The 20,769-nt window shown below is 66.0% G+C and carries 13 protein-coding genes and 1 pseudogene; 4 read left to right on the top strand and 10 right to left on the bottom strand.

The window, feature by feature from the left end; translation table 11 throughout:
• Nucleotides 1-32 precede the first annotated feature (32 nt).
• The 7 genes and pseudogenes from IPL75_18655 to IPL75_18685 all read right to left on the bottom strand — a co-directional run bounded on the left by IPL75_18655 (nt 33) and on the right by IPL75_18685 (nt 13,534).
• Nucleotides 33-497 carry a hypothetical protein gene (locus tag IPL75_18655; GenBank protein ID MBK9242218.1) on the bottom strand — a complete coding sequence of 155 codons (465 nt, stop codon included), beginning with the start codon at nt 495-497 and terminating at the stop codon, nt 33-35.
• Between the two features lie 72 nt (nt 498-569).
• Nucleotides 570-1,430, bottom strand: a pseudogene (locus IPL75_18660) (Fpg/Nei family DNA glycosylase).
• Entirely contained in the window at nt 1,423-6,000 is a 4,578-nt protein-coding gene (locus IPL75_18665; protein ID MBK9242219.1) for a DEAD/DEAH box helicase, read from the bottom strand. The pseudogene IPL75_18660 and the gene IPL75_18665 overlap by 8 nt, the downstream one beginning before the upstream one ends.
• A gap of 60 nt (nt 6,001-6,060) precedes the next feature.
• The gene (locus IPL75_18670) at nt 6,061-7,365 is read right to left on the bottom strand and encodes a hypothetical protein (protein ID MBK9242220.1); all 1,305 of its coding nucleotides are present in this window, start codon (nt 7,363-7,365) and stop codon (nt 6,061-6,063) included.
• A 10-nt stretch (nt 7,366-7,375) separates the two neighbouring features.
• On the bottom strand, nt 7,376-8,602 hold the full coding sequence (locus IPL75_18675) for an aspartyl protease family protein (protein MBK9242221.1): 1,227 nt from the start codon (nt 8,600-8,602) through the stop codon (nt 7,376-7,378).
• 651 nt (nt 8,603-9,253) lie between these two features.
• On the bottom strand, nt 9,254-10,894 hold the full coding sequence (locus tag IPL75_18680; protein MBK9242222.1) for a M28 family peptidase: 1,641 nt from the start codon (nt 10,892-10,894) through the stop codon (nt 9,254-9,256).
• A gap of 27 nt (nt 10,895-10,921) precedes the next feature.
• Nucleotides 10,922-13,534, bottom strand: a complete 2,613-nt coding sequence (locus tag IPL75_18685) for a serine/threonine-protein kinase (protein MBK9242223.1) — start codon at nt 13,532-13,534, stop codon at nt 10,922-10,924.
• A 64-nt stretch (nt 13,535-13,598) separates the two neighbouring features.
• Between IPL75_18685 and IPL75_18690 the strand changes: the two genes are divergently transcribed.
• Nucleotides 13,599-14,549 carry a glycerophosphodiester phosphodiesterase family protein gene (locus IPL75_18690; GenBank protein MBK9242224.1) on the top strand — a complete coding sequence of 317 codons (951 nt, stop codon included), beginning with the start codon at nt 13,599-13,601 and terminating at the stop codon, nt 14,547-14,549.
• A 7-nt stretch (nt 14,550-14,556) separates the two neighbouring features.
• Here the strand turns inward: IPL75_18690 and IPL75_18695 are convergent, their stop codons facing one another.
• From IPL75_18695 to IPL75_18705, 3 genes are all read right to left on the bottom strand, one after another.
• Complete coding sequence (locus tag IPL75_18695) at nt 14,557-14,964, bottom strand: type II toxin-antitoxin system VapC family toxin (protein MBK9242225.1); 408 nt, start codon at nt 14,962-14,964, stop codon at nt 14,557-14,559.
• A gap of 2 nt (nt 14,965-14,966) precedes the next feature.
• On the bottom strand, nt 14,967-15,239 hold the full coding sequence (locus tag IPL75_18700; protein MBK9242226.1) for a prevent-host-death protein: 273 nt from the start codon (nt 15,237-15,239) through the stop codon (nt 14,967-14,969).
• Between the two features lie 78 nt (nt 15,240-15,317).
• Nucleotides 15,318-17,738, bottom strand: coding sequence for a protein kinase (locus IPL75_18705; GenBank protein MBK9242227.1), 2,421 nt, complete (start codon nt 17,736-17,738; stop codon nt 15,318-15,320).
• 21 nt (nt 17,739-17,759) lie between these two features.
• Between IPL75_18705 and pgl the strand changes: the two genes are divergently transcribed.
• From pgl to IPL75_18720, 3 genes are read left to right on the top strand one after another with little or no spacing between them, the layout of a single operon-like run.
• Nucleotides 17,760-18,530 (top strand): 6-phosphogluconolactonase, encoded by a 771-nt coding sequence (gene pgl, locus IPL75_18710; protein MBK9242228.1) that lies wholly within the window; start codon nt 17,760-17,762, stop codon nt 18,528-18,530.
• Nucleotides 18,531-18,545: 15 nt separating this feature from the next.
• Nucleotides 18,546-19,565, top strand: coding sequence for a decarboxylating 6-phosphogluconate dehydrogenase (gnd, locus tag IPL75_18715; protein MBK9242229.1), 1,020 nt, complete (start codon nt 18,546-18,548; stop codon nt 19,563-19,565).
• A 3-nt stretch (nt 19,566-19,568) separates the two neighbouring features.
• On the top strand, nt 19,569-20,753 hold the full coding sequence (locus IPL75_18720) for a glucose-6-phosphate dehydrogenase (NADP(+)) (GenBank protein ID MBK9242230.1): 1,185 nt from the start codon (nt 19,569-19,571) through the stop codon (nt 20,751-20,753).
• The last annotated feature ends 16 nt before the right edge of the window (nt 20,754-20,769 follow it).

Raw genomic sequence — 20,769 nt, forward strand, 5'->3', positions numbered from 1 at the left:
ACCTGAAGGTCCGGCCTCCGAAGAGGGACGGCCTACTTCATTCGTTCGTAGGTGGCGAACGACACTGTGTCCGGTTTGCCGTCGGCACCGTAGTTCATGTAGATGATGCCGATCGTGTTGCCGTCGGGCGACAAGACGTTGGTCAGTTGCTGCCTGATGCGCCCATCACGCCGGTAGGTGATCTCGGCGGTGCGCTCGCCCACCATCCGGACGGCGGCGGTCTCTGCGCTCCGCGAGCCGGTCATCGGCGTTTCCTTGTTGTCGAACATCGTTGTGTAACCCCACTGCGGGGTCAGCGTGCCGTCGGGCTGCAGTTGATTGATTGTGACCTTCATGCCGGTGCCTTCGTGTGGCTCGTAGGTCATGACGTTCGTGGACGGGCGAGTCGGGTCCGTGGCCTTGATCAGCCATTTGCCGAATCGCGGATTCGCGGCGGGCGCCGCAGCTTGTTGGGCACCGAGAACGGTGGCCAGCATCGTGAACAGGACAAAAGCCATCGAGAGTCTGCGCATAACGTCCTCCGGAAGGGTTGGGGTGCCTGACTATAGATCAGGATCCGGGTGCTGCGCTCAGGGGGTGTCGGGCGCGAGGCCGGGCACTCCCGGGCCCGACGACGCCGGCTGACAAGCTGGGCACCAATACGTTCGGCGCCCCTCAGTCTCAGTGGCTGAACAAATCGCTGCGCCACACTTGAGGCAGGGCTTTCCAGCTCGCCCGTAGACCCAGAGCTTTTCGTCCCGATTCAGGCGACCGGTCGTCATCCGCCCGCCCGCCGTGCCGGCGATGGTGTCGTCCTGCACATTCAGCCTGATCAGCATTCGGGCTCGCTCGAGTAGATCGTCGAGTTGCGTTTCCGACACCGCCGGCACGGCGACGAACGGATGCACGCCGCACAAGAACAACAATTCAGACTTGTAGACATTGCCAAGCCCGGCCACCGATTGCTGCCGCAAGAGGGCTTCGGCGATATGACGCGCGGGCATCGCGCGAATGCGATCGCGTGCTGCGGCCAGGTCCACGTCTGGAGCCAGCAAGTCGGGACCCAGTGCCGTGACGCGGGCATGCCGCTCCAGTTCCTTCTGCGTCAGGAATTCGGCGTCCTGCACCGAGAACGCGATCGCGATCCACGCGTCGGTCGTGATCACAATCCGGGCGTTGCGCCGTGGCGCCCTCCACCGTTCTCAGGGCCGATAGATGTGCCAGCTTCCGTTCATTCGCATGTGCGATCGCAAAACGAGATCACCTGACAATGCGATCAACAGGTGCTTGCCCCGGGCCGTGACGCCGTCAACGGAGCGCCCGGCGATCGGCGCACGGCGATCGACGACGACAAGTTGTGACAATTGCGACTCGAACGCGGTGATGACGAGGCCGGCGAGTGCGCGGTGGAGCGTGCGTGCCGCCCGGAAGATCGTGTCGCCTTCAGGCACCCTCGTCCCCCACCCCTGAGTCGTCATCCGGCGGCGGGTCTGTTGCCGAGCCGTCGCGTCGCGGCATATGCAGCCCCAGAGCGCCGCGCGTGAAGCCGGCCTCTTCCAGCCAGGACACAAACGGGTGGTCCACTGCCCGGACACCGCTGATCGTAGTGATGAGCATCGCGCGATGACCCCGCCGGTCGCCTCGGGCGAACGATGCAAGCTGGGCCGCGGTGGCCTGAGCCCGGCGCGTTCGAAACGGCTCGACCTCAGGGAGATTGACGGTGATCTCGCGATTGCCGCGCGCGACATACGCACTCATTTCACCGTCAACGACGATGACGGTGGCACCCACCACACGGGTGAGGTCGGGCAGTGGCCAGGGCAACGACGTGCCGTACGGATTGGCCGGGTCGGCTGCGGCCATGGTGACGGCACGTGCGTCGGGGCCGGCCTCTCGCAGCGACCGCAGCAGGTCCAGCGCACCAGGCAGCGCGAACTGGGTGGCGCCAAGGCCGGCGACAAAGTAGCCGCGCCTGACCCGCCCGGCGTCGTCCATCGCCTTGAGCGCAGGGTAGATCCCGGTGAAGCCGCCCTTGAGGCCTTCACTCGCGAGCGCCTCGCGGGTGAGCACGCCATGCCGGCTTAGCAGCTGTCGAACCACACTCGTCATGCGCACGGCAGGGGCCATGGCCGTGGCGGCGCGAGCCAGCGTCCAGCGGCCTTCCGCGGTCCGCGGCACAAGCCGTCGCGACCTGAACGCGGAGGATGGCTGGACGCGCCGACGCTTTTCATGTCGCGTGGTGTACGCACGCAGGGCGAAGAACGCGTCGTTGCTCACGAGGCCGCGCCACACGAGCTGCCACAACGCGTCAACGGTTTCGCCTGGGAATCCGCCGCCGGCCGCTTCGTGCACGCCATCGAAAAATGACGCGCCGTGCCGCGAGAGCCAGTCGAGGATCTTCTGCTCGCGTTCGGTGGGTGGATCCCCGGACGGGTCCGGCAGCAACGCGGCCATCTGGTCGCTCAGGTACAACGCCACGCGGCCATCGCGCTGTCCGAGCGGCTCCACCCCCACCCAGCGGATCTCGCCCGCCGCAGCCAGGGTGTCCAGCCATTCGGGCGAATAGCCGTGCAACCGGGCGCCCAGAATTTCGTGTTCGAGAATTGATGCGGGCAGCGCCGCGCCCTGGAGCTGCTCGATCACGTCGAGCAGCGCATCCGGACCGGAACGACGGCCACCAAGTGCATGCCACGTCACGGCAAATCGGCCGAGGGCCGCAGGGTCCACCGCCTCAACCTCACGCCTCAGGCGTGCGAGCGAACGGCGGCGAAGCTGGCGAAGGACGTTCACGTCCACAAACTCGCGCTCGGTACCGCCGGGACGGAATTCGCCCTCGATGACGCGTCCACGCGCGACCAGCGCGGCCAGGGCACCGCGCACGGCCGCTTCAGGCATGGCGAAGCGCCTTGCGGCATCCACCGGGTGAAACGGGCCGTGTGTGCGGGCGAAGCGCGATATCAGGTCGCCGGCGGGGTCGGCCACGGGCATGCGGAGCGCTTCCGGAATGCCGGCCGGTAAGGGCGCTCCCAGCGCGTCGCGATACCGCGCGACATCTTCGACGGCCACATACCGCAGCTCGCCGCCGATGGGCAGTGCGACTACGCGCCGGTCCGAGAGCAGATCGGGAATGGCTCGATCGGCCAGGCCTGGTTCCGACCGGGCCGCAAGTTCCTCTGCCGACAGATCACCAATCTCGAGCAGCAGGTCGTGGAGTGCGTCCACCGTTCGCGCGCGACGCGTGTCGTCGAGGTGCTGCAACTGCAGCTCCACCGCGGCAATTTCTCCGGCGTTGAGCAAGTCGCGCAACTCCGCGTCACCAATGAGGTCGCGCAGTTGTGTCTGGTCCACAGACAGCGCCTGGGCGCGCCGCTCGGCCAGCGGCGCATCGCCGTCGTACAGAAAATTCGCCACGTATCCAAACAACAACGACGCGGCAAACGGCGACGGTGTCCGCGGATCCACAATCGCCACCTTGATCGACCGCTTGCGAATCTGCAGCAGCGTGTCTACCAGGGCGGGCATATCGAAGATGTCGCGCAGGCATTCACGGTACGTCTCGAGCAACACGGGGAACGACCCGAAGCGAGCCGCCACGGCGAGAAGGTCGCCGGCCTTCTTGCGTTGCTGCCATAGTGGCGCACGCATGCCGGCGCGTCGCTTGGGGAGCAGCAGGGATCGCCCCGCATTTTCTCGGAACCGCGCGGCAAAGAGCGCCGTGCCGCCCAACTGCTGCAACACCAGCGCCTCTACTTCTTCCGGGTCCGGCAGCAGCAACTCCGCATCTGGCGGTACATCCACGTCAGGCAGCCGCACCACAAACCCGTCGTCAGACCACAAGGTCTCGGCGTCCACGCCAAGCTCGCGACGGATTTTGCCGGCCACCGCCATGCACCATGGCGCATGGATGCGTCCACCGCGGGGCGAGAGCAGGCACACGCGCCAGTCACCCAGTTCGTCGCGGACGCGTTCGATGACGACCGTGTCGGCGTCGGGCACAGCCCCAGCGGCGGCCTGGTCGCGGACATACCGCACCAGGTTCTCCGCCGCGACCGGGGTCAGGTCATGGTCCCGCGTCAGATGGGCGACGGCGGTTGCGTCAGGCCAGCTCGCGATCGAGTGCGTCAACGCGCCGATGGCGATGCCCAGTTCGAGCGGCCGTCCGGCGCGGTCACCTTTCCAGAACGGCATCTTGCCCGGCTGCCCTGGCGCAGGCGTCACCAGGACACGGTCGTGCGTGATCTCCTCCACGCGCCAGCTTGACGCGCCCAGAACGAAGGTCTCGCCGACTTTCGTCTCAAAGACCATCTCCTCGTCGAGTTCACCTACGCGGACGCTGCCGCGACCCGAACCCGCGAGGAACACGCCGTACAGTCCACGGTCGGGGATGGTGCCGGCATTGGCAATCGCGAGCCGTTTCGCACCGCTGCGGGTACTGAGCGCGCCGGTGGCCCGATTCCAGGTGACGCGCGGCCGGAGTTCAGCGAATTCATCGGACGGGTACCGTCCCGACAACATGTCGAGGACGCCGTCGAACACCGACCGGCTGATCGACTCAAACGGGGCGGCACGGCGGACTATGTCGAACAGGTCCTGATCGCGCATGTCCTCCACGGCGACCATGGCGACAATCTGTTGTGCGAGCACGTCCAGCGGGTTACGGGGGTAGCGTGACGCCTCTACCTTCCCTTCGTGCATCAGTTTCGCCACGGCCGCGCACGCGAGCAGGTCGCCGCGGAACTTCGGGATGATCACGCCCTCGCTCACCGCATCGATCCGATGCCCGGCGCGGCCGATGCGTTGCAGACCGCTGGACACGGACGAGGGTGCTTCGATCTGAATCACCAGATCGATCGCGCCCATGTCGATGCCCAGTTCCAGCGAAGACGTCGCGATCAGCGCCGGCAACAATCCAGCCTTGAGTCGATCTTCGATCTCTACGCGCTGTTCCCGGGCTAGCGATCCGTGGTGCGAACGCGCGATCGTTTCACCGGCGAGCTCGTTGATCGCGGCAGCGAGACGTTCGGCCAGCCGGCGACTGTTCACGAAGACCAGTGTCGACTTGTGCGCCCGGATGAGCTCGACGAGCCGTGGATGAATCGCGGTCCAGATCGACGCACGCTGGGTGGCCGAGGCCGGACCGCTCGCGACGTCAGTCACCTGGCCAATGCGTGAGAGGTCTTCCACCGGAACCTCCACGTGCAGTTTGATGGGGCGCCTGACACCCGCATCGACGATCGTGACCGGTCGAAAACGGGCCGGCGTGGTCGAGGTCGCGGCAAACTCGTCGTGAATGTCCTTATGAGCGTGTCCAGTGCGGACGGGCGCCTTCGAGGCAGGACGACCCGCGCGGCGACTGGCCGGCTTCTCAACGCCTCCAAGGAACCTCGCCACTTCATCAAGGGGACGTTGTGTGGCGGAAAGGCCGATGCGTTGCAGCGGCCCCCGTCGCAAAGCCTGCAGCCGTTCGAGCGACAGCATCAGATGCGCACCACGCTTGGTCGGCACCAGCGCATGAATCTCATCGATGATGACGGTTTCCACCGACGCGAGCACCGACCGCGCGTTCGACGTGAGCAGCAGGTACAGCGACTCGGGAGTTGTGATCAGAATGTCGGAAGGCGTCCGCTGGAATCGCGCGCGGTCAGCCGCCGGGGTGTCGCCGGTGCGCATGCCGATGACGGGGACGTTGACCTCCACACCAAGGGCCGCTGCGGCATTGCTGATGCCCACAAGCGGTGCGCGGAGATTCCGTTCCACGTCAACCGCCAGTGCCTTGAGGGGCGAGACGTACAACACGCGACAGCGCTCAAGCCTGGCCGGCACCGGCTGGAACATCAGCCTGTTGAGGCACCACAAGAACGCCGCAAGCGTCTTTCCCGATCCGGTGGGCGCGAGGATCAGTGTGGAGTCGCCCGACGCAATGGCGGGCCAGCCCGCCGTCTGGGCGGGTGTCGGCGCATCAAAGACGGCGGTGAACCAGCGGCGCACCGGTGGCTCAAAGATGCGCAGGGGCACGTCCACGGCCCTCTTGCTCGGGGTCGGTGCTGGTTGTCGGGGTCCCGGAGTCCTGGAGTCCAGGGGTCACTTCCTGGCGTTGATGGTGACGTCTAAAGTCTGGGGAACGGTGCCGGCCTTGAGTTCGAGGCCGTCCGACCTCAGTCCTTTTTGCCGCAGCAACGGGACCAGTTCCTCTCGAAAGAACACCTGTGCCGCAGCGGTGCTATAGACGTCGCCGGGCTTCAGCTTCCATTTCTTCTGCAGGTTGGCCGCATCCTGGGGTGCCAGACCGGTGACCGTCAGCGTGCCCATTCGGAACTGCGGCCCCTCGGCGACTTCCATCGCAAAGCGCACTCTTTGCGTAGACGGAGTGACGTGCGCCACATACGTCACGGCTGCCGCGAGGTGGCCCACGGTGCCGTACAGGTCCCGGACCCTGCGGATTCCGTCGTCGAGTTTTGTGCTGTCTGCCACGTCGCCCGAGCGGAAAGGAAGCAAGGGGATCAATTGATCGGCCGGGAGCCGCGAGTTGCCATTCCAGTCGGCGCCGTCCCACTGATACACCGAGCCTTCATCAAAGGCCAGGCTGACCACGACGCCACCGCAACTCGAATCAAAGGACGCCTCCGGCGCACCAACAACCGCGGCCCAGTGTCCGCGCTTGTGATACACGCCAAGCAGGGTACCGGCTGACATGCCCACCAGATACGCCCGCGAATAGTCGGTACCCGAAAGCGGGTCCGTGACTGCCTTCACTTCCTTCTCCATCGCCGGCGACGTGCCGGTCGTCCGCACGGCGCACACGCGGGGGCTCGGGTTCGTCACCTTGGCCACGTATTGCTGAGCCTTGGTCTTGAGATTCAAGAACGGCACAACCTCGACCGCACCCGGCAGGCCTCGACTGGCCACCGACTTCTGGAGTGCCTTCGCCAGGGTGATTCGCGCGCCGTCGTTGCCGGGCACCGTGCCGTCGAACGTCGGCATGTCGCGGCCGACCTCACCAGTGAGCTCGGCCGCAGTCATCCACACAAAGTTGTCGAACACGACCGGCATCGTCCAGGTCGCTTCCACAATCTCAAGAGTGACAGTGACGCGGTTGCTGGCAGTGGCGTATCGGTACGAGACCTTGTCGAACAGGCCGGTCTCGGCCATGCGACTAGCGGCACCTTCCAGTTCCGCAAGGCGTACCGATGTGCCGGCCGACAACCCGCTCGTGCGCACGACCTCTTCGGCTGAGTACCGTTTCAGTCCCGTGACGGCCACCTTCTCGAGCACGAAGCTCGCGTCGGGTGGCGGTTGCTGCGCGCCGGCCGGCGCGACGGCACACACGCACACCACGGCGACAGCCGCGCGTCTGGCGCGGCGCACTGTCAACATCAGTCCGTGCATATCGAACATTCTAGGGCTCCACCATCCGCCGAAGGGTCAGCGTCAGCACGCCGCGCATATTTCGCCGACGCGCGGTCAATTTGATCTCAGTCCCTTCCGGCTGCCGCAGACGCTTGAACAGATCCACCAGAGCCAGCGGAGCCAGGCGCTCACCGTTCACTTCAATGATCTCGTCGCCCGGCTCAAATCCCGCCTGCGCGGCCGGTGAATCCGGGATGACACCTTCAACCATCACCCGATCGTGCGGCGAACCGAGCGTCGCCAGCTGCAGACCGCTCATGGTGCCGTCAAACGGGTCGTTGATGCGTTCGTTTGGCACCAACGCCATCCTGGCTCGGCCGTAGTCGAAGAACACCGAAAACCGCTTCAGCACGCTCGCACCGACATTCAAGTCGAACTGCCGGCTGCTTGAAAGGACGCCTGAGTTTCGGTCAGGCAAACTCACGATGCTCTCAGGCAGGCGAAACTCTCCCAGTTCCAGCACGGGCACCCTTGCGCGATGCCCAGAGAACTTGCCACCCAGCCCTTCGCCCAACGGCATGGCCACGCCGCCCAGAAGCTCTGGCAGGCGATGCCGACGCGCGAACTCTTCCGTGGTGATGGCGCTGCCTGAGTTGCCAGTGTCAACGATGGCTCGGACCTTGACCACCTTGCCCGCCGGCAGATGCATCCGCATCTCGACAACCGGCGTGCGATCGATCGCAAACCTCATGGGGACAAGGACGGCGTGTGCTGGCGCCCTGAAACTCCGATGGTGGAGAAGCACTCGCTCACCCAGGTAGTCGATCTCCACGACAAATCGCCGAAAAAAATCAGCACCGAGAATGCCGTGTATGTCGCGTCCGACCAGGGCTGACGCGCGGGCGTAGTCTTCGACCCGGAGAAAGTCATGGTCAATTGATCCGCCCGCAAACGGGAACTGAATCTGAAGTGCCCGGCTCAGCACACCCGCCTGCCGCACGCCTGGACCAATTACGCCAACGTTCAGGACATCCGAGAGCTTTCCTCCGGCGGCTTTCGCCACTCTGATGTCAATGAAGGACGTGGTCGTGCCAGTGTCCAACACAAACATCAACAGTTGATCCTTGTATGCCCCGGAGACCAGAACGCCGTCGATGGCCTTTAATTCAGGCGTCTGCGCGAGGCCTTCGATTGCCGGCGCCTGAGCCCACAAGGTCAGCGCAGCGAGTGCGGCCAATATTCCTCGCCGCGCAAGGCTCCATGCCGTATTTTTCATCGGGCTCTTAGGCTACACCGACGTCCCCATTCGTGCCGACGCGATGGCCGCCGGCAGGTCGGTGTCGATTTGCTCCTTCTGCATCGCGGCGTTCAGCAGCATGGGCGAAAGATTACGCCCGGCAGCGGCCCGGCGGTCAACGGAACGTCAGGGGTTGTGCCGGGATTCGGCCACGGCCGACCGGGCCAGCCCCGGCCTCACCTTTTCAGGTATCTTCCTGTCACAGGAAGATATGTAGATTGAGACACCCCATGTCCGGACTCACTCGCATCGAAATCGCCGCGCTGATTGCGGTCGTTCGGCTCGAGCCTCACGCCTACGGCGTGGCGATTCACGAAGACCTCGAAGGCTTTCTCGGCCGGCCGGTGTCGCTGGGAGCGACTTATTCCGCGCTGAAACGACTCACGCGCCGTGCCCTGCTTCGGACCACGGTCTCAGCGCCGTTGGCTGTGCAGGGCGGCCGGGCAAAGCGACTCTACGCAACCACCAGCAGCGGCCGCACGTTCCTGCGACACGAACAGGTCGAGGCCACCCGGCTCTGGCAGGCGCGACCCCGGCGGTTCAACTTCGATCGCCCGCGCCTGAAACCAACAGCTGAACCCGACGCAGACGGTCAATGTCCACGGCGCGCACGACCGGCGGCCGTCTTGTTCATCGGCGCCCTTGCGGCTGCCCGTGCCTGGGCACCGACACGGGAATGGGCTTGTCGATGCTCGGCCGCTCGCTGGTGTCGGCCATCGCCCAGAGTGTGGCAAAGACCGTACGGGCCACGGCTTCCATCTTCTTCGGATCGAGGAATCGGGCGTCGTCTGACGGTTGGTGGTAGCGCCGGTGCAGCCCGGTGTTCCAGCCGATCGTGAGGATGCCTCGTTCGAGGAACGGACCAGCATCGGTCCGTGGATAGAAGAACTCGCTGTCCCACCGATCGTCCGCGCGATTGAGCGCCATGTTGAGATAGCCTCGGTTCACCTGCTCGATGAGCGCATTGACCTTGTCGCTCAAGACGCCGGGGCCGATCAGATACACCTCGTTGGGTCCGGGCACGGCCGGTGAGTTCTCGTCTGCGGATCCGGCGGCGCGCGTGGCGCCAATCATGTCGATGTTGATGTGCGCCACCACCGATGACAATGGCACCGGCGGGTTCGCCACAAAGTACCGCGACCCCCACAGCCCCACTTCTTCCCCACTGTCCCACACGAAGACCATCGAACGCTTCGGGCGCTCGCTCTTCATCATCTGCTCGACGATGGACAACATCCCGGCGCTGCCGGAGGCGTTGTCGTCGGCCGAGTTGTAGATGTCATCACCCTCCACCGTGCGCGTGCCCACGGCGCCGTCCAGGTGGGCCATCACGGTGATGTGCTCATTGCGGAGCACCGGATCCCGGCCTTCAATTTTCGCGACGACGTTGTAGGGACGATGCGGCACAGTGGACGCGCGGATATTGAACGTCACTGACTTGTTGAGCGTGAACGCGGCCGGATAGTCTTCAGCGTCACCGCGAGCGACGATTTCATTTATTGTGAAGCGTTCGCCCGCCATCAGGGCGTCCGTGCCCATCGGCGACAAGAGAGCTGACGTCACCTGGGCCGCGGCATAGGCCGACGGCACCCAGGGATCCAGTTCCCGTCGCACCAGGTTCTGCCGCTGCAACTGCTGCCACCAGCCGGGCTGCGTGCTGGTCTGCGGAATCATCAGCACTGCCGCGGCGCCGCGACGCACGGCTTCGGCCACCACGTTGCTCGCGCCCACGGTGACACGGCCGAACTGCTGAATCACCACGCCTTTCGGCATGGCGCGCGGTCCGTGGGTCAGCACGACTTTGCCTCGCACGTCCAGGCCGGCGTACGGATCGATGCCCTTGTCGGGAATGACCCAGCCATGGCCGACGTAAACCACGGGCCATGTGCCGGTCAGCGGCTGGCCAGAGAAGGAGCGCAGGACGAAGTCGGCATCAAGCGCAAACCGCTTGCCGCCAATCTCGATGTGCGACGCGGCCGAATCCACACGCGATTCGATCATCGTGTACGTCTGGAGGTACGTGCCGTTGTCGCCGGCCGGCGTCACACCGGCGGCCTTCAGGCGATTGACGATGAAGTCGGCGGCGCGGTCGAAACCTGGTGACGGCGTGGCCCGGCCGCGCAGGTCGTCGGAGGCCAGGAACGCCAGGTCACGCGCCAGTTGGTCGGCTGTGATGCCATCGGCGGCCCGACGAACGGCGGTTGGGAGTGCTGCGGAGCCGGCGGTCTGGGCCGCGACCACGGCGAGAGCAACGAGTGTGCGTAGAGCCATGGCGCATGATACCCGGGGTCACGGCGCTCACCGACCTCTCCAATTCACGAAGACGGCGAGCGGCTGCTCGGCGCCGACGACCTCGAGCACGACGGCCACAAAGCGCCCGTCGCTCGCCACGTCGTACTCGAGCCATCGGGGCACGTCGAAGAGCGCGCGGACCTGGCCCGGCGCGCCGGCTGCATCGATCGGGACCGCCATCAACTTGTTGTCGTTCGAAATGAAATACAGTTCGCGGCCGTCGCGGCGCCATCGGGCCATGGACCCACCCGCACTCGAAGCCGCAGTCTTTGCACCGGTCACCGGGAACGCGGCGACGTACACCTGGGCCCGACCGGATTCGTCCGAGGTGAAAGACAGGTGAGTGCCATCGGGTGCCAGGCGCGCGTCCTGTTCAGAGGACGCGCCGGCGAAGAGCGTAGTGACACGGCTCGCGTCGGCGAGTGAGACGAGCATCAGGTCCCAGTCGCCGAGTTCAGTGCGCTGTTGGTAAATAATCTGCGAGCCATCCGCAGTGACAACGTTCGGAAACTGAAATCTCGGTGACGTGAGCAGTCGTCGTTCGACGCCGGAGGTGAGGTCCTTGTGAAACAGGTTCGGTGGGCCGCCTTGAGCGGCGGCAAACACCACGGCTCGGGCGCCAGGCAGCCAGGCCGCGCCGGTTTCCATGCCCGGTGAGGTCGTCACGGGCGCCTCGATGCCGGGTCGTGAGAGGTCCGTCTTCCAGATATCCCGGGTACCGAGTTCCGGGCGCGTGCGTGTAAAGAGCAACGTGGAGTCGTCAGGTGAGAGTCGAACGGTGTTGTACGTGCCGGGATTGCCGACCTGCCCATGTACCTTCCCCACCTGATCGAACCAGGCCAACCGGCTTTCATCGCTGTGCCACTGCACCGCGATCGTGCCATTCGTGGAGGCCGCGACGTTCGACCAGCCCGTGGCGGCGGAATAGGGCACAGGGCCGATGATGGACACGGGCTCGCCCACCGTCTGGCCTGCCGCGAGGTCCACGCGCTGAGCCACCACGGTCCCCTCACGCACAAAGACTAGCCAATCGGGGTCGATCCACTGCGCTTGTGACGTCGCGCTGACCAGGGGTGTGCTGCGGCCGTCCGGTTCGGCCAGCATGATCCGGCCTTGGAAGTCTGGTGTGAGCTGGGTGTACAGAAATCGTCGTCCGTCTGACAGGTATCGCGGCCACAGCACACGTCCGCCCCCGTCCGGCGCCGCCATCACCTCCACTGGGACGCCCCCGCCAGCCGATACCCTGGAAATGCGGGCACCCTGAACCGTGGCGAACAGAATGTCGCCCTGCTGTCCCCAGCTGCCCGACAGGCCGACGGTGATCGGCACGTCGCACACCTTCACGGGCGCCCCACCAGACATCTCCACGCGCTTGAGTTGTCCTCGCACAAAGAAGCCGAGCGACTGGCCGTCGGGTGACCAGAACATCGAGGTGGCCCCATCCGTGCCGGGCACCTCACGGGCTGTCTCATCTGCGAGCGGCCGCAGCATGATGTTCGACGGCACACCAGGCCTGAATGCCACGAATGCCACGGATGCTCCGTCAGGCGACACCGACACGGTCGTGGCTTCGATGCCCATGCCGTAGAGTGCGCCGGTGGGAGCCGGCAGCGCGAATCGTACCGGAAATGGCGCCAGGGCCGTCGATCCCTGCGGCCCACTTCTCGTCAACCACCACGTGGCCGCCGATCCAATTGCAAGCGCCGCCGCGACAAGCGCGATGGTGATGACACCACTCATCGCGCGACGCGTGACCGGCGTGGTGGCATCGGGCGCGCCCCACGGCGCGGCAAGGTCGTCCAACGCGTCGCCGATATCTCGGAGGCGCTGCCGGCGGTCCTTCTCGAGGCAGCGCTGAAGCAGGCGCCGCAAGGCGACGGGCGTATCTGCCGGCAGCGCGCGCCAGTCCGGGTCGCGTTCGAGGATGGCGGCAATCAAATCGGATGAAGATTCGCCCTTGAACGCGGACTGGCCGGCGAGCAGTTCGTAGAGGACGCAGCCAAACGCCCAGATGTCGGTGCGGCGATCGACCGCCTGCCCGCGCGCCTGTTCCGGACTCATGTAGGCCGGCGTGCCGACAACCGCGCCCTGCACTGTGACCGCGATCATGGTGTCGTGCTCGGCCGTGGACTCTGGCGCCGTCGACGTCTTCGCAATGCCGAAATCGAGGACCTTGGCCGCGCCGTCCGGCGTCACCATGATGTTGGCGGGCTTCAGATCGCGATGGATGATGCCCTTTTCGTGCGCGGCGTCGAGGGCCATCGCAATCTGATGCGCCAGCCGCAGCGCCTCCGGGCGTGACACACCGCTGCGCAGGCGATCGCGCAGGGTCTGACCGGGCACGAGTTCCATCGCAATCGCGGGACCGGCCACTGAATCCTCGAGTCCGTACACCTGCGCGATGTGAGGGTGATTCAGCGCCGCGAGGAGGCGAGCCTCACGCGAAAACCGGGCCCGGTACTCCGCGTCACCCGCGAGGTCGGGCGGCAGTATCTTCAGCGCGACCTCCCGGTGGAGCGATGTGTCGTACGCGCGGAACACCTGGCCCATGCCGCCCGCACCAAGGGCGGACCGCACTTCGTACGGACCGACGCGGGTTCCGGGCGGCAAGGTCGACATGGGGTGCGTTCATTCTAAGCCCGATGACTTACCATGGCTGCGTCACAGTTCCGGAATCCCGCTCATGACACGACGACTGCTCGCCCTCCTGCTGCTCACCCAGGTCGCGTGTGCTGAGCAACCCGCGCCACCACCAGCGCCCGCCCAGTCGGCAACCGCCACAGCGGTATCGCCAATGGCGCCATCCGACGTGGGGGCGTTCTTCAATTGCCTGCGCGAGAGCGGCCACACCGTGGTCGGTGCGCATCGCGGCGGCCCGGTGCCCGGATTCGCTGAAAACGCCATCGAGACGTTTGCCCACACCACGGGGCTCGCACCGGCGTTGCTCGAAATCGACATCGCCCGCACCCGCGACAACGCGCTGGTGTTGATGCACGATGACACGCTCGACCGCACCACGACCGGATCGGGTCCCGTACGAAGCCGCACGCTGGCGGAGATCCAACAACTACGCTTGAAGGACGAGGCCGGCACCGTGCTGGACGCGCGGCCACCGACCCTGCGCCAGGCCCTCGACTGGGCAAAGGACCGCGCCATCCTTGAACTCGACGTCAAACGTGGCGTGCCCTACGAAGACGTGCTCGCAGAAGTGCGATCCGCCGGCGCACTCTCACGCGTGGTCTTCATCACCTATAGCGACGATGCGGCTGTGCGGGTGCATAAACTGGCGCCGGAGATGATGCTGTCGGTCTCCATGGACGAGCCGCGCGACATCAGCGCCCTTGAACGCCGCGGCATCGATCTCACGCGGGTGCTGGCCTGGACCGGCACCGAAGCCCCCAACCCGTCGCTCAACGGCGCGCTTGCCGCCCGGGGAATTGAGGCCATGTTCGGCACACTCGGCTCTCCGACCTCGTCGTGGGATGGTCGGTTTGCGCGCGACCGGCGCGACCGGTATGCCGAATTCGCGAAGACGGGCCTGCAGTTGATCGCCACCGATCGGCCGACCGAAGCGGCCCGCGATCTTGATGCGAACGACGGCGTGTCCGGCATTGGCGCGATGCGCTGCCGGTAGGCAGCGATTACCCGAGATTCCTGGACGCCTCGGACAGGCGATCGTCGGCGCAGAGGAACTGGATGTCGTCGCCTTCGGCGCTCGCCAGCAGCTGCTCGAACGACGCCAACTGAATGGCGTCGGCGCCGCGCAGCACATGTTGCCCGGCCAGGGCGCCCGCCGACCGCACGAGCGAGTCGTTCACGTCGACCGTCAGGAATGCGTTCCAGTCGGCGTCGAACTGCCGCAGTACACGCCGGTACTCCACGTCCGAAAGCCTGCCGTCGCGCCGGCACCTGGCAAACGCCGCGCACACTTCGGCGTACGCGATCGAAGACGTCGCGATGAGGGTGGCGGCCCGGGCCAGGGCCTCGATTTCCTCTGAATCGGGCTCATCGAGATACAGCTTCGCGAGCACACTTGAGTCGAAGTACACCGTCAACGACGGTCCTCAACGATCATCGCCGACGCGAGCGTGCCGCCGCGGTGCGGGATGCGCGGATGGAGCCCCACCGGCTTGCCGCCGTTCCACCGGGCCTTTCCTGCCGCCACCAACCTGACCGCCCACTCCAACTTTTTGGGAGTTTCGGCGGGGCCGATACTGGCGATCACCACTCCGCGGTCCGTCACCAGGATGCGTTCCCCGGCCTGGGCTCGCCGCAGGTGTTCACTCAACTGGGCCTTCAGAACCCTGACGCCTACCTGGGTCATATTCTCCGCTCCTTTGTAGGCACAATGATACCATCGTTGTGACTACTTAGGGCAAACATCTCGGATGTCGCCCGAGTCTTACCTGGCGGCGACCGCCTCAAGCCGTGCCTTGAAGGGCGAAGTGGGCGAGAGAAACGGCTTCAGGATGTCGAGCGCCTGGGCGGCTCTGGACCTCGCTTCATCCCGGCGCCCAGCCTCGTCCCAGCAGAGGGCATCCACCGAGATCCGATTGCCCTGCCACTGCGGCGGCATTGGCCCGGCGCTGGCGGCGTCGGCATCGCGCGCGACGACCAGGGCGCGCGGGCATTGGCCGGCGTTCTGGTAGGCCATCGCCGCGTCGACCAGGATCATCCACCGCGTTTGGCGAATCGAATCCCCTGCGGCGTCCGCTTCGAGCAGGGCGCGGTCGGTGAGACCAATCGCGCGCGGACGGTCGCCGGCTTCGGCCCAGCGCCGCGCCGCTTGCACCTGGAGGCGGATCGCCTCAAATGGCCCGGCGTGGCCTCGCGCCAGATCGGCCGCCTCTTCAAGGGCGGCCGCGGCTTCCACCACCTTCTTCTCGGCGTACTCGATCGACGCGCGTGTGCGAAGTAGCGCGATCCTGGCGCTGCGGCCGTCGGGGTGACTCGCGGCGGACCGCAACCCTTCGTCGACGGCTCCTCGCGCCTCTGCGGAGCGCTGGTTCCGGACCAGCGCCAGCGCGTGGCCATTCATCACCAGCGCCTTGAAGATCGGCGCCGGCATGGCGCTCGGCATTTCTGTATCGGGGATCGTCCGGCTCAGCTCGACCGCTTCGGTGGTCAACGCCAGAAAGGCCGGGAAGTCACGATCGCACGTTTCCTTGATCTGCCCCGACGAGACCAGGAACGACGCGCGATCGGCGACGGAGAGCTCTCGCGGGCGGCTCGCCAGGATTGCGGAGCCCTCGCGATCGTAGGCCACCGCCTCCTGGCAGTTGCCACGGCTGAGCGCCATGCCGCCCACCAGATTCAGCGCGTTGGCGAGGGCTGTTGCGCTTCCGCTCTCGCGAGCGCGCGCGAGCGCCTGCCGGCTCATCGCCTCACCGGACGCCTCACGGCCCATGGAAAACGCAAACGACGCCAGGGTCGCGCCCAGTGTGGCAGCCGTTTCGTCGTCGAGCGTGGAGTCAGCCGCGAGCCGCTCACTTGCGCGGTCCGCGAGATCGCTGACGGTCATCTGGCGTTGGCCCGCGTACGCAGGATTGGCGCTTTGAATGAGGGCATAGAGAAAACGTGCGGTCGCCTCGGCCCGGTGCCCGGCCCTGACCGCGCGCACCTGCTGCCACACCCCGTAGCCAAGCGTCGCGCAGAGCGCCAGCACCAGCACGGCGGCCACCGAAATCGACCCGGCATGACGGCGGCTGTACTTGCGCAGTCGATACATCGCGGTCTGCGGGCGCGCCAGCACGGGACGCCGATCCAGATAGCGCTGCAGGTCGTTCGCGAAGTCGAGGGCGCTCGCATACCGATCACCGGGCGCTGCCGCGAGCGCCTTCATCACGATGGACTGGATGTCGCCGCGAAGCACCGCGCGCAACCGTTCAATCGAGAGGCCGCGGCGCTCGGCCACGCCGGCGTCAGCCACCTCGTCGAGTCGCCGCCCGGTGGTCGCGCCGGTGGCGCGCTCGGCGACGCCGACCAGGGAATTGCGACTGCCGAACGGCCATGTGCCCGAGAGCAGCTCGTAGAGCACGAGCCCGAGGCTGTAGATGTCGCACGCGGTAGTGACCGCCTCGCCGCGCAGTTGCTCCGGGCTTGCGTAGAGCGGGGTGAGCTGTCGGGTGGTGGTCAGCGCGCCCTCGGCATCCAGGAGCTTCGCGGTGCCGAAATCCAGGAGCTTCACCGCACCGCCGGCTGTGACCATCAGATTCTGCGGCTTGAGATCCAGATGCACGATCAGGCGCGTGTGGGCCGCATGCAGAGCGTGGCACGCGGCAACGATCAAGCGAATTCGGTCGTCCACGCCGGCACGCGCGTTGTCGGCGTATTCGTCAATGGGTTGGCCCTCGACGTACTCCACCACCAGATACGGCTGGCGACCTTCGGTGGTGCCCGCGTCGAGCACCCGGCAGATACCGGGATGGTCGAGGCCGGCGAGCATCTGGTGCTCACGCGCGAAGCGGGCAGCCGGCTCGCCGTCGCTCAGGTGCAGATGCAGCAGTTTGAGCGCCACGCGGTGCGCGACGCCAGCGACGTCCCGTTCGGCGGCGTACACCGTGCCGGTGCCGCCGCGACCCAGCAACGAGAGAATGCGGTAGGGGCCAATCCACTCGGGTAGCGGAAGCGTGCCGGCCTCGGGCGCTTCCTGAAGATCGCCGCGCACCTGTTCCTCGGCCTCAAGCGAAGCCAGCAGCGCCCTCGCCTGATCGCGCAGCTCCGGATCGGCCGTTGCGAAAAACGCCTCGCGATCGGCGCGGGGCAGACGCTCGGCCTGCTCACAGAGGTCCTGGACGCGCTGCCAACGTTCAGCGGGTGTCATGCCCAGAGCTTATGCCGAAAAATGCGGGGCCCGACGTATGCTGGCCGTGTGAGCCATGAGGAAGTGCGCGTGTCCGCCGACATCGGTGCGCTCAGTATTCGAGTGGCCGAGGCGGCAACGACAATCATCAGCGATGCCGTGAAAAGCCGCGGCAGATGCGCTGTGGCACTGTCAGGCGGTGGCACGCCGAAGGCGCTGTACACCCTGCTCGCGTCGAGGTTTCGCGACGCGATCCCCTGGACGCGCGTCCACGTCTTCTGGGCCGATGAGCGCTACGTGCCTGCCGGCGATGCGCACAGCAACTACACGATGGCGAAAGAGGCGCTCCTCGACCATGTTCCCTGTCCGCCTGGAAACATCCATCCGATGCCGACGACGTTCCCGTTGGCCGAGGATGCGGCGCGAGAGTACGAGCGGGTACTGCGCGGGCATTTCGGCACTGACGTCCCGCGCTTCGACCTCATCTTCCTTGGCCTCGGCGAGGACGGGCATACCGCATCGCTCTTCCCAGGATCTCCATCTCTCCAGGAGCAGGCACGATCGGTGGTGGCTGTCAGCGCGCCGGCCACGCCATCCACGCGCATCACGCTGACCATGCCGGTGTTGACGCGAGCCGCCCACATTCACGTGCTCGTCGCCGGGGCCAACAAGGCCAGTGCGCTCCGTCACGTGCTGAGCGGAACGGCTGACCCCGCGTTGTTTCCGGCGGCCCGCCTTCGATCCGCCGAAGGGACACTGACCTGGTGGGTCGATGAGGACGCCGCAGGATCATCAAGTGTCATACTCGGATAGGGAGCCCCACCAGCGATGCAACTTGGAATGATTGGTCTCGGACGCATGGGCGGCAACATGGTGCGTCGCCTTCTTCGTGGCGGCCACCAGTGCGTGGTGTTTGATTCACAGGCCGCGAGCGTCGCCACATCGGTGCAGGACGGCGCCACCGGATCGCAGTCGCTCGAAGAGTTCACCAGGTTACTCGCGACACCGCGGGTGATCTGGCTCATGGTGCCGGCCGCGGTCGTCGAAGCCACACTCGACGCGATGGCTCCCCACCTCCAACCCGGCGACATCGTCGTGGACGGAGGGAACTCGCATTACATCGAAGATATTCGCCGGGCGAAGGCGCTGGATGCGCGCGGCATCCGCTATCTGGATGTGGGTGTGAGCGGCGGGATCTGGGGCGCCGAGCGGGGCTATTGCCTGATGATTGGCGGAGACGCCGGTTCGGTTGCGCATCTGGATCCGATCTTCGCGACATTGGCGCCGGGCATTGATGCGGCCACGCGGACAGAAGGTGCAGCTGCCCGGCAAAGCACGGCCGAGCACGGGTACTTGCACTGCGGTGCCCCCGGCGCCGGGCACTTCGTGAAGATGGTGCACAACGGCATCGAGTACGCGTTGATGGAGTCATACGCGGAAGGGTTCAACCTTCTGGCGCACGCCAATGTCGGCGCACAGCAGCGCGCCAAGGATGCCGAGACGGCGCCGCTTCAGCATCCGGAATATTTTCAATACGACATTCCGTTGCCGGACGTGGCCGAACTTTGGCGACGCGGCAGCGTCATCGGTTCCTGGATTCTCGACCTGACGGCTCGGGCGCTCGCCGAGCAGCCGGACCTGAAGCAGTTTTCCGGGCGCGTGTCTGACTCGGGTGAGGGGCGCTGGACCGCGGCCGCCGCTATCGAGAGCAGTACCCCGGCCCCGCTCCTGACCGCCGCGCTGTTCCAGCGGTTCAGTTCTCGGGGCGAAGACGACTTTCCCAACCGCCTGCTCTCGGCCATGCGCTATCAGTTTGGCGGTCATCACGAGCGCCCGGGGGACAAGTAGCCGATGGAGCACTCGGACGCCCTGGTCTTGTTTGGAGCGACGGGCGACCTCGCGTATCAGCAGATCTTTCCGGCGCTGCAGGCCATGGAGCGCCGCGGCAATCTGAACGTACCAGTCATCGCGGTCGCACGGCCACCGTGGACGAATGACGAACTTCTCGCGAGGGTGAGGGAGAGCTCCGGTGCCGCCGACGGTGCTCGAGTGGTGGTGGAGAAACCTTTCGGCCGCGACCTGGCGTCCGCCGAGGCCCTTAACGCCACCCTTCACGAAGCGTTCCCTGAAGACGCCACGTACCGCATCGACCACTTCCTTGGGAAGGAGCCGGTCCAGAACCTGCTGTATTTCCGTTTTGCGAATGCGTTTCTGGAGCCCATCTGGAACGCTGCGCACGTTGATGGCGTGCAGATCACGATGGCGGAAACCTTTGGCGTGCGCGAGCGCGGGCATTTCTACGAAGAGGTGGGCGCGGTTCGTGATGTCTTTCAGAATCACCTCCTCCAGATCCTCGCGCTGTTGACCATGGATTCGCCGGTCGCGAACACGGGCACAGCAATCGACGCAGCCAAGGTCGCGCTGCTGCGCGCCGTTCGCCCTCTGCGTGCATCTGACATGGTGCTCGGCCAGTATCGCGGCTACCGCGCCGAGAAAGGTGTGGCCCCGGACTCCCAAGTGGAAACCTACGTGGCTGCGAAACTCGCGATCGAGAACGAGCGTTGGGCCGGGGTCCCGATCTGGATCCGCGCCGGCAAGTGCCTGGCCGCCACCGTCACGGAGGTGCAGGTCACCTTCAAACATCCCGCGCACTCCATCTTTGACGAGGCGTCGGATGGCCACCCCAATGAACTGTGCTTCCGGCTGAGCCCGGACGTCCTGATCTCGTTGACGACGCGCGTGAAGACGCCCGGCGAAGCGATGGTGGGTGAAGATGCGTGGCTGGCCGCCCGCCGGATTCGCAGCGATGAGATGGCGCCTTACGAGCGGCTGCTGGGCGATGCCATGCGCGGGGAGCGGTCGCTGTTTGGCAGCGAGGTCGGCGTTGAGGCCGCCTGGCGCATTGTCGAGCCCGTGCTCACTCGCAGTGACGCGCCGTACGAATACGACGCCGGATCCTGGGGACCGCCGGAAGCCGAACGGCTCATCGGGCCGGCCGGCGGCTGGATTCATCCGCAGGTCAAGGGAGTCGGCTGAACCCTCGGTTTGGCGC

It is taken from the genome of Acidobacteriota bacterium (genome assembly GCA_016716905.1).
Classification (GTDB): Bacteria; Acidobacteriota; Vicinamibacteria; order Vicinamibacterales; family SCN-69-37; genus SYFT01.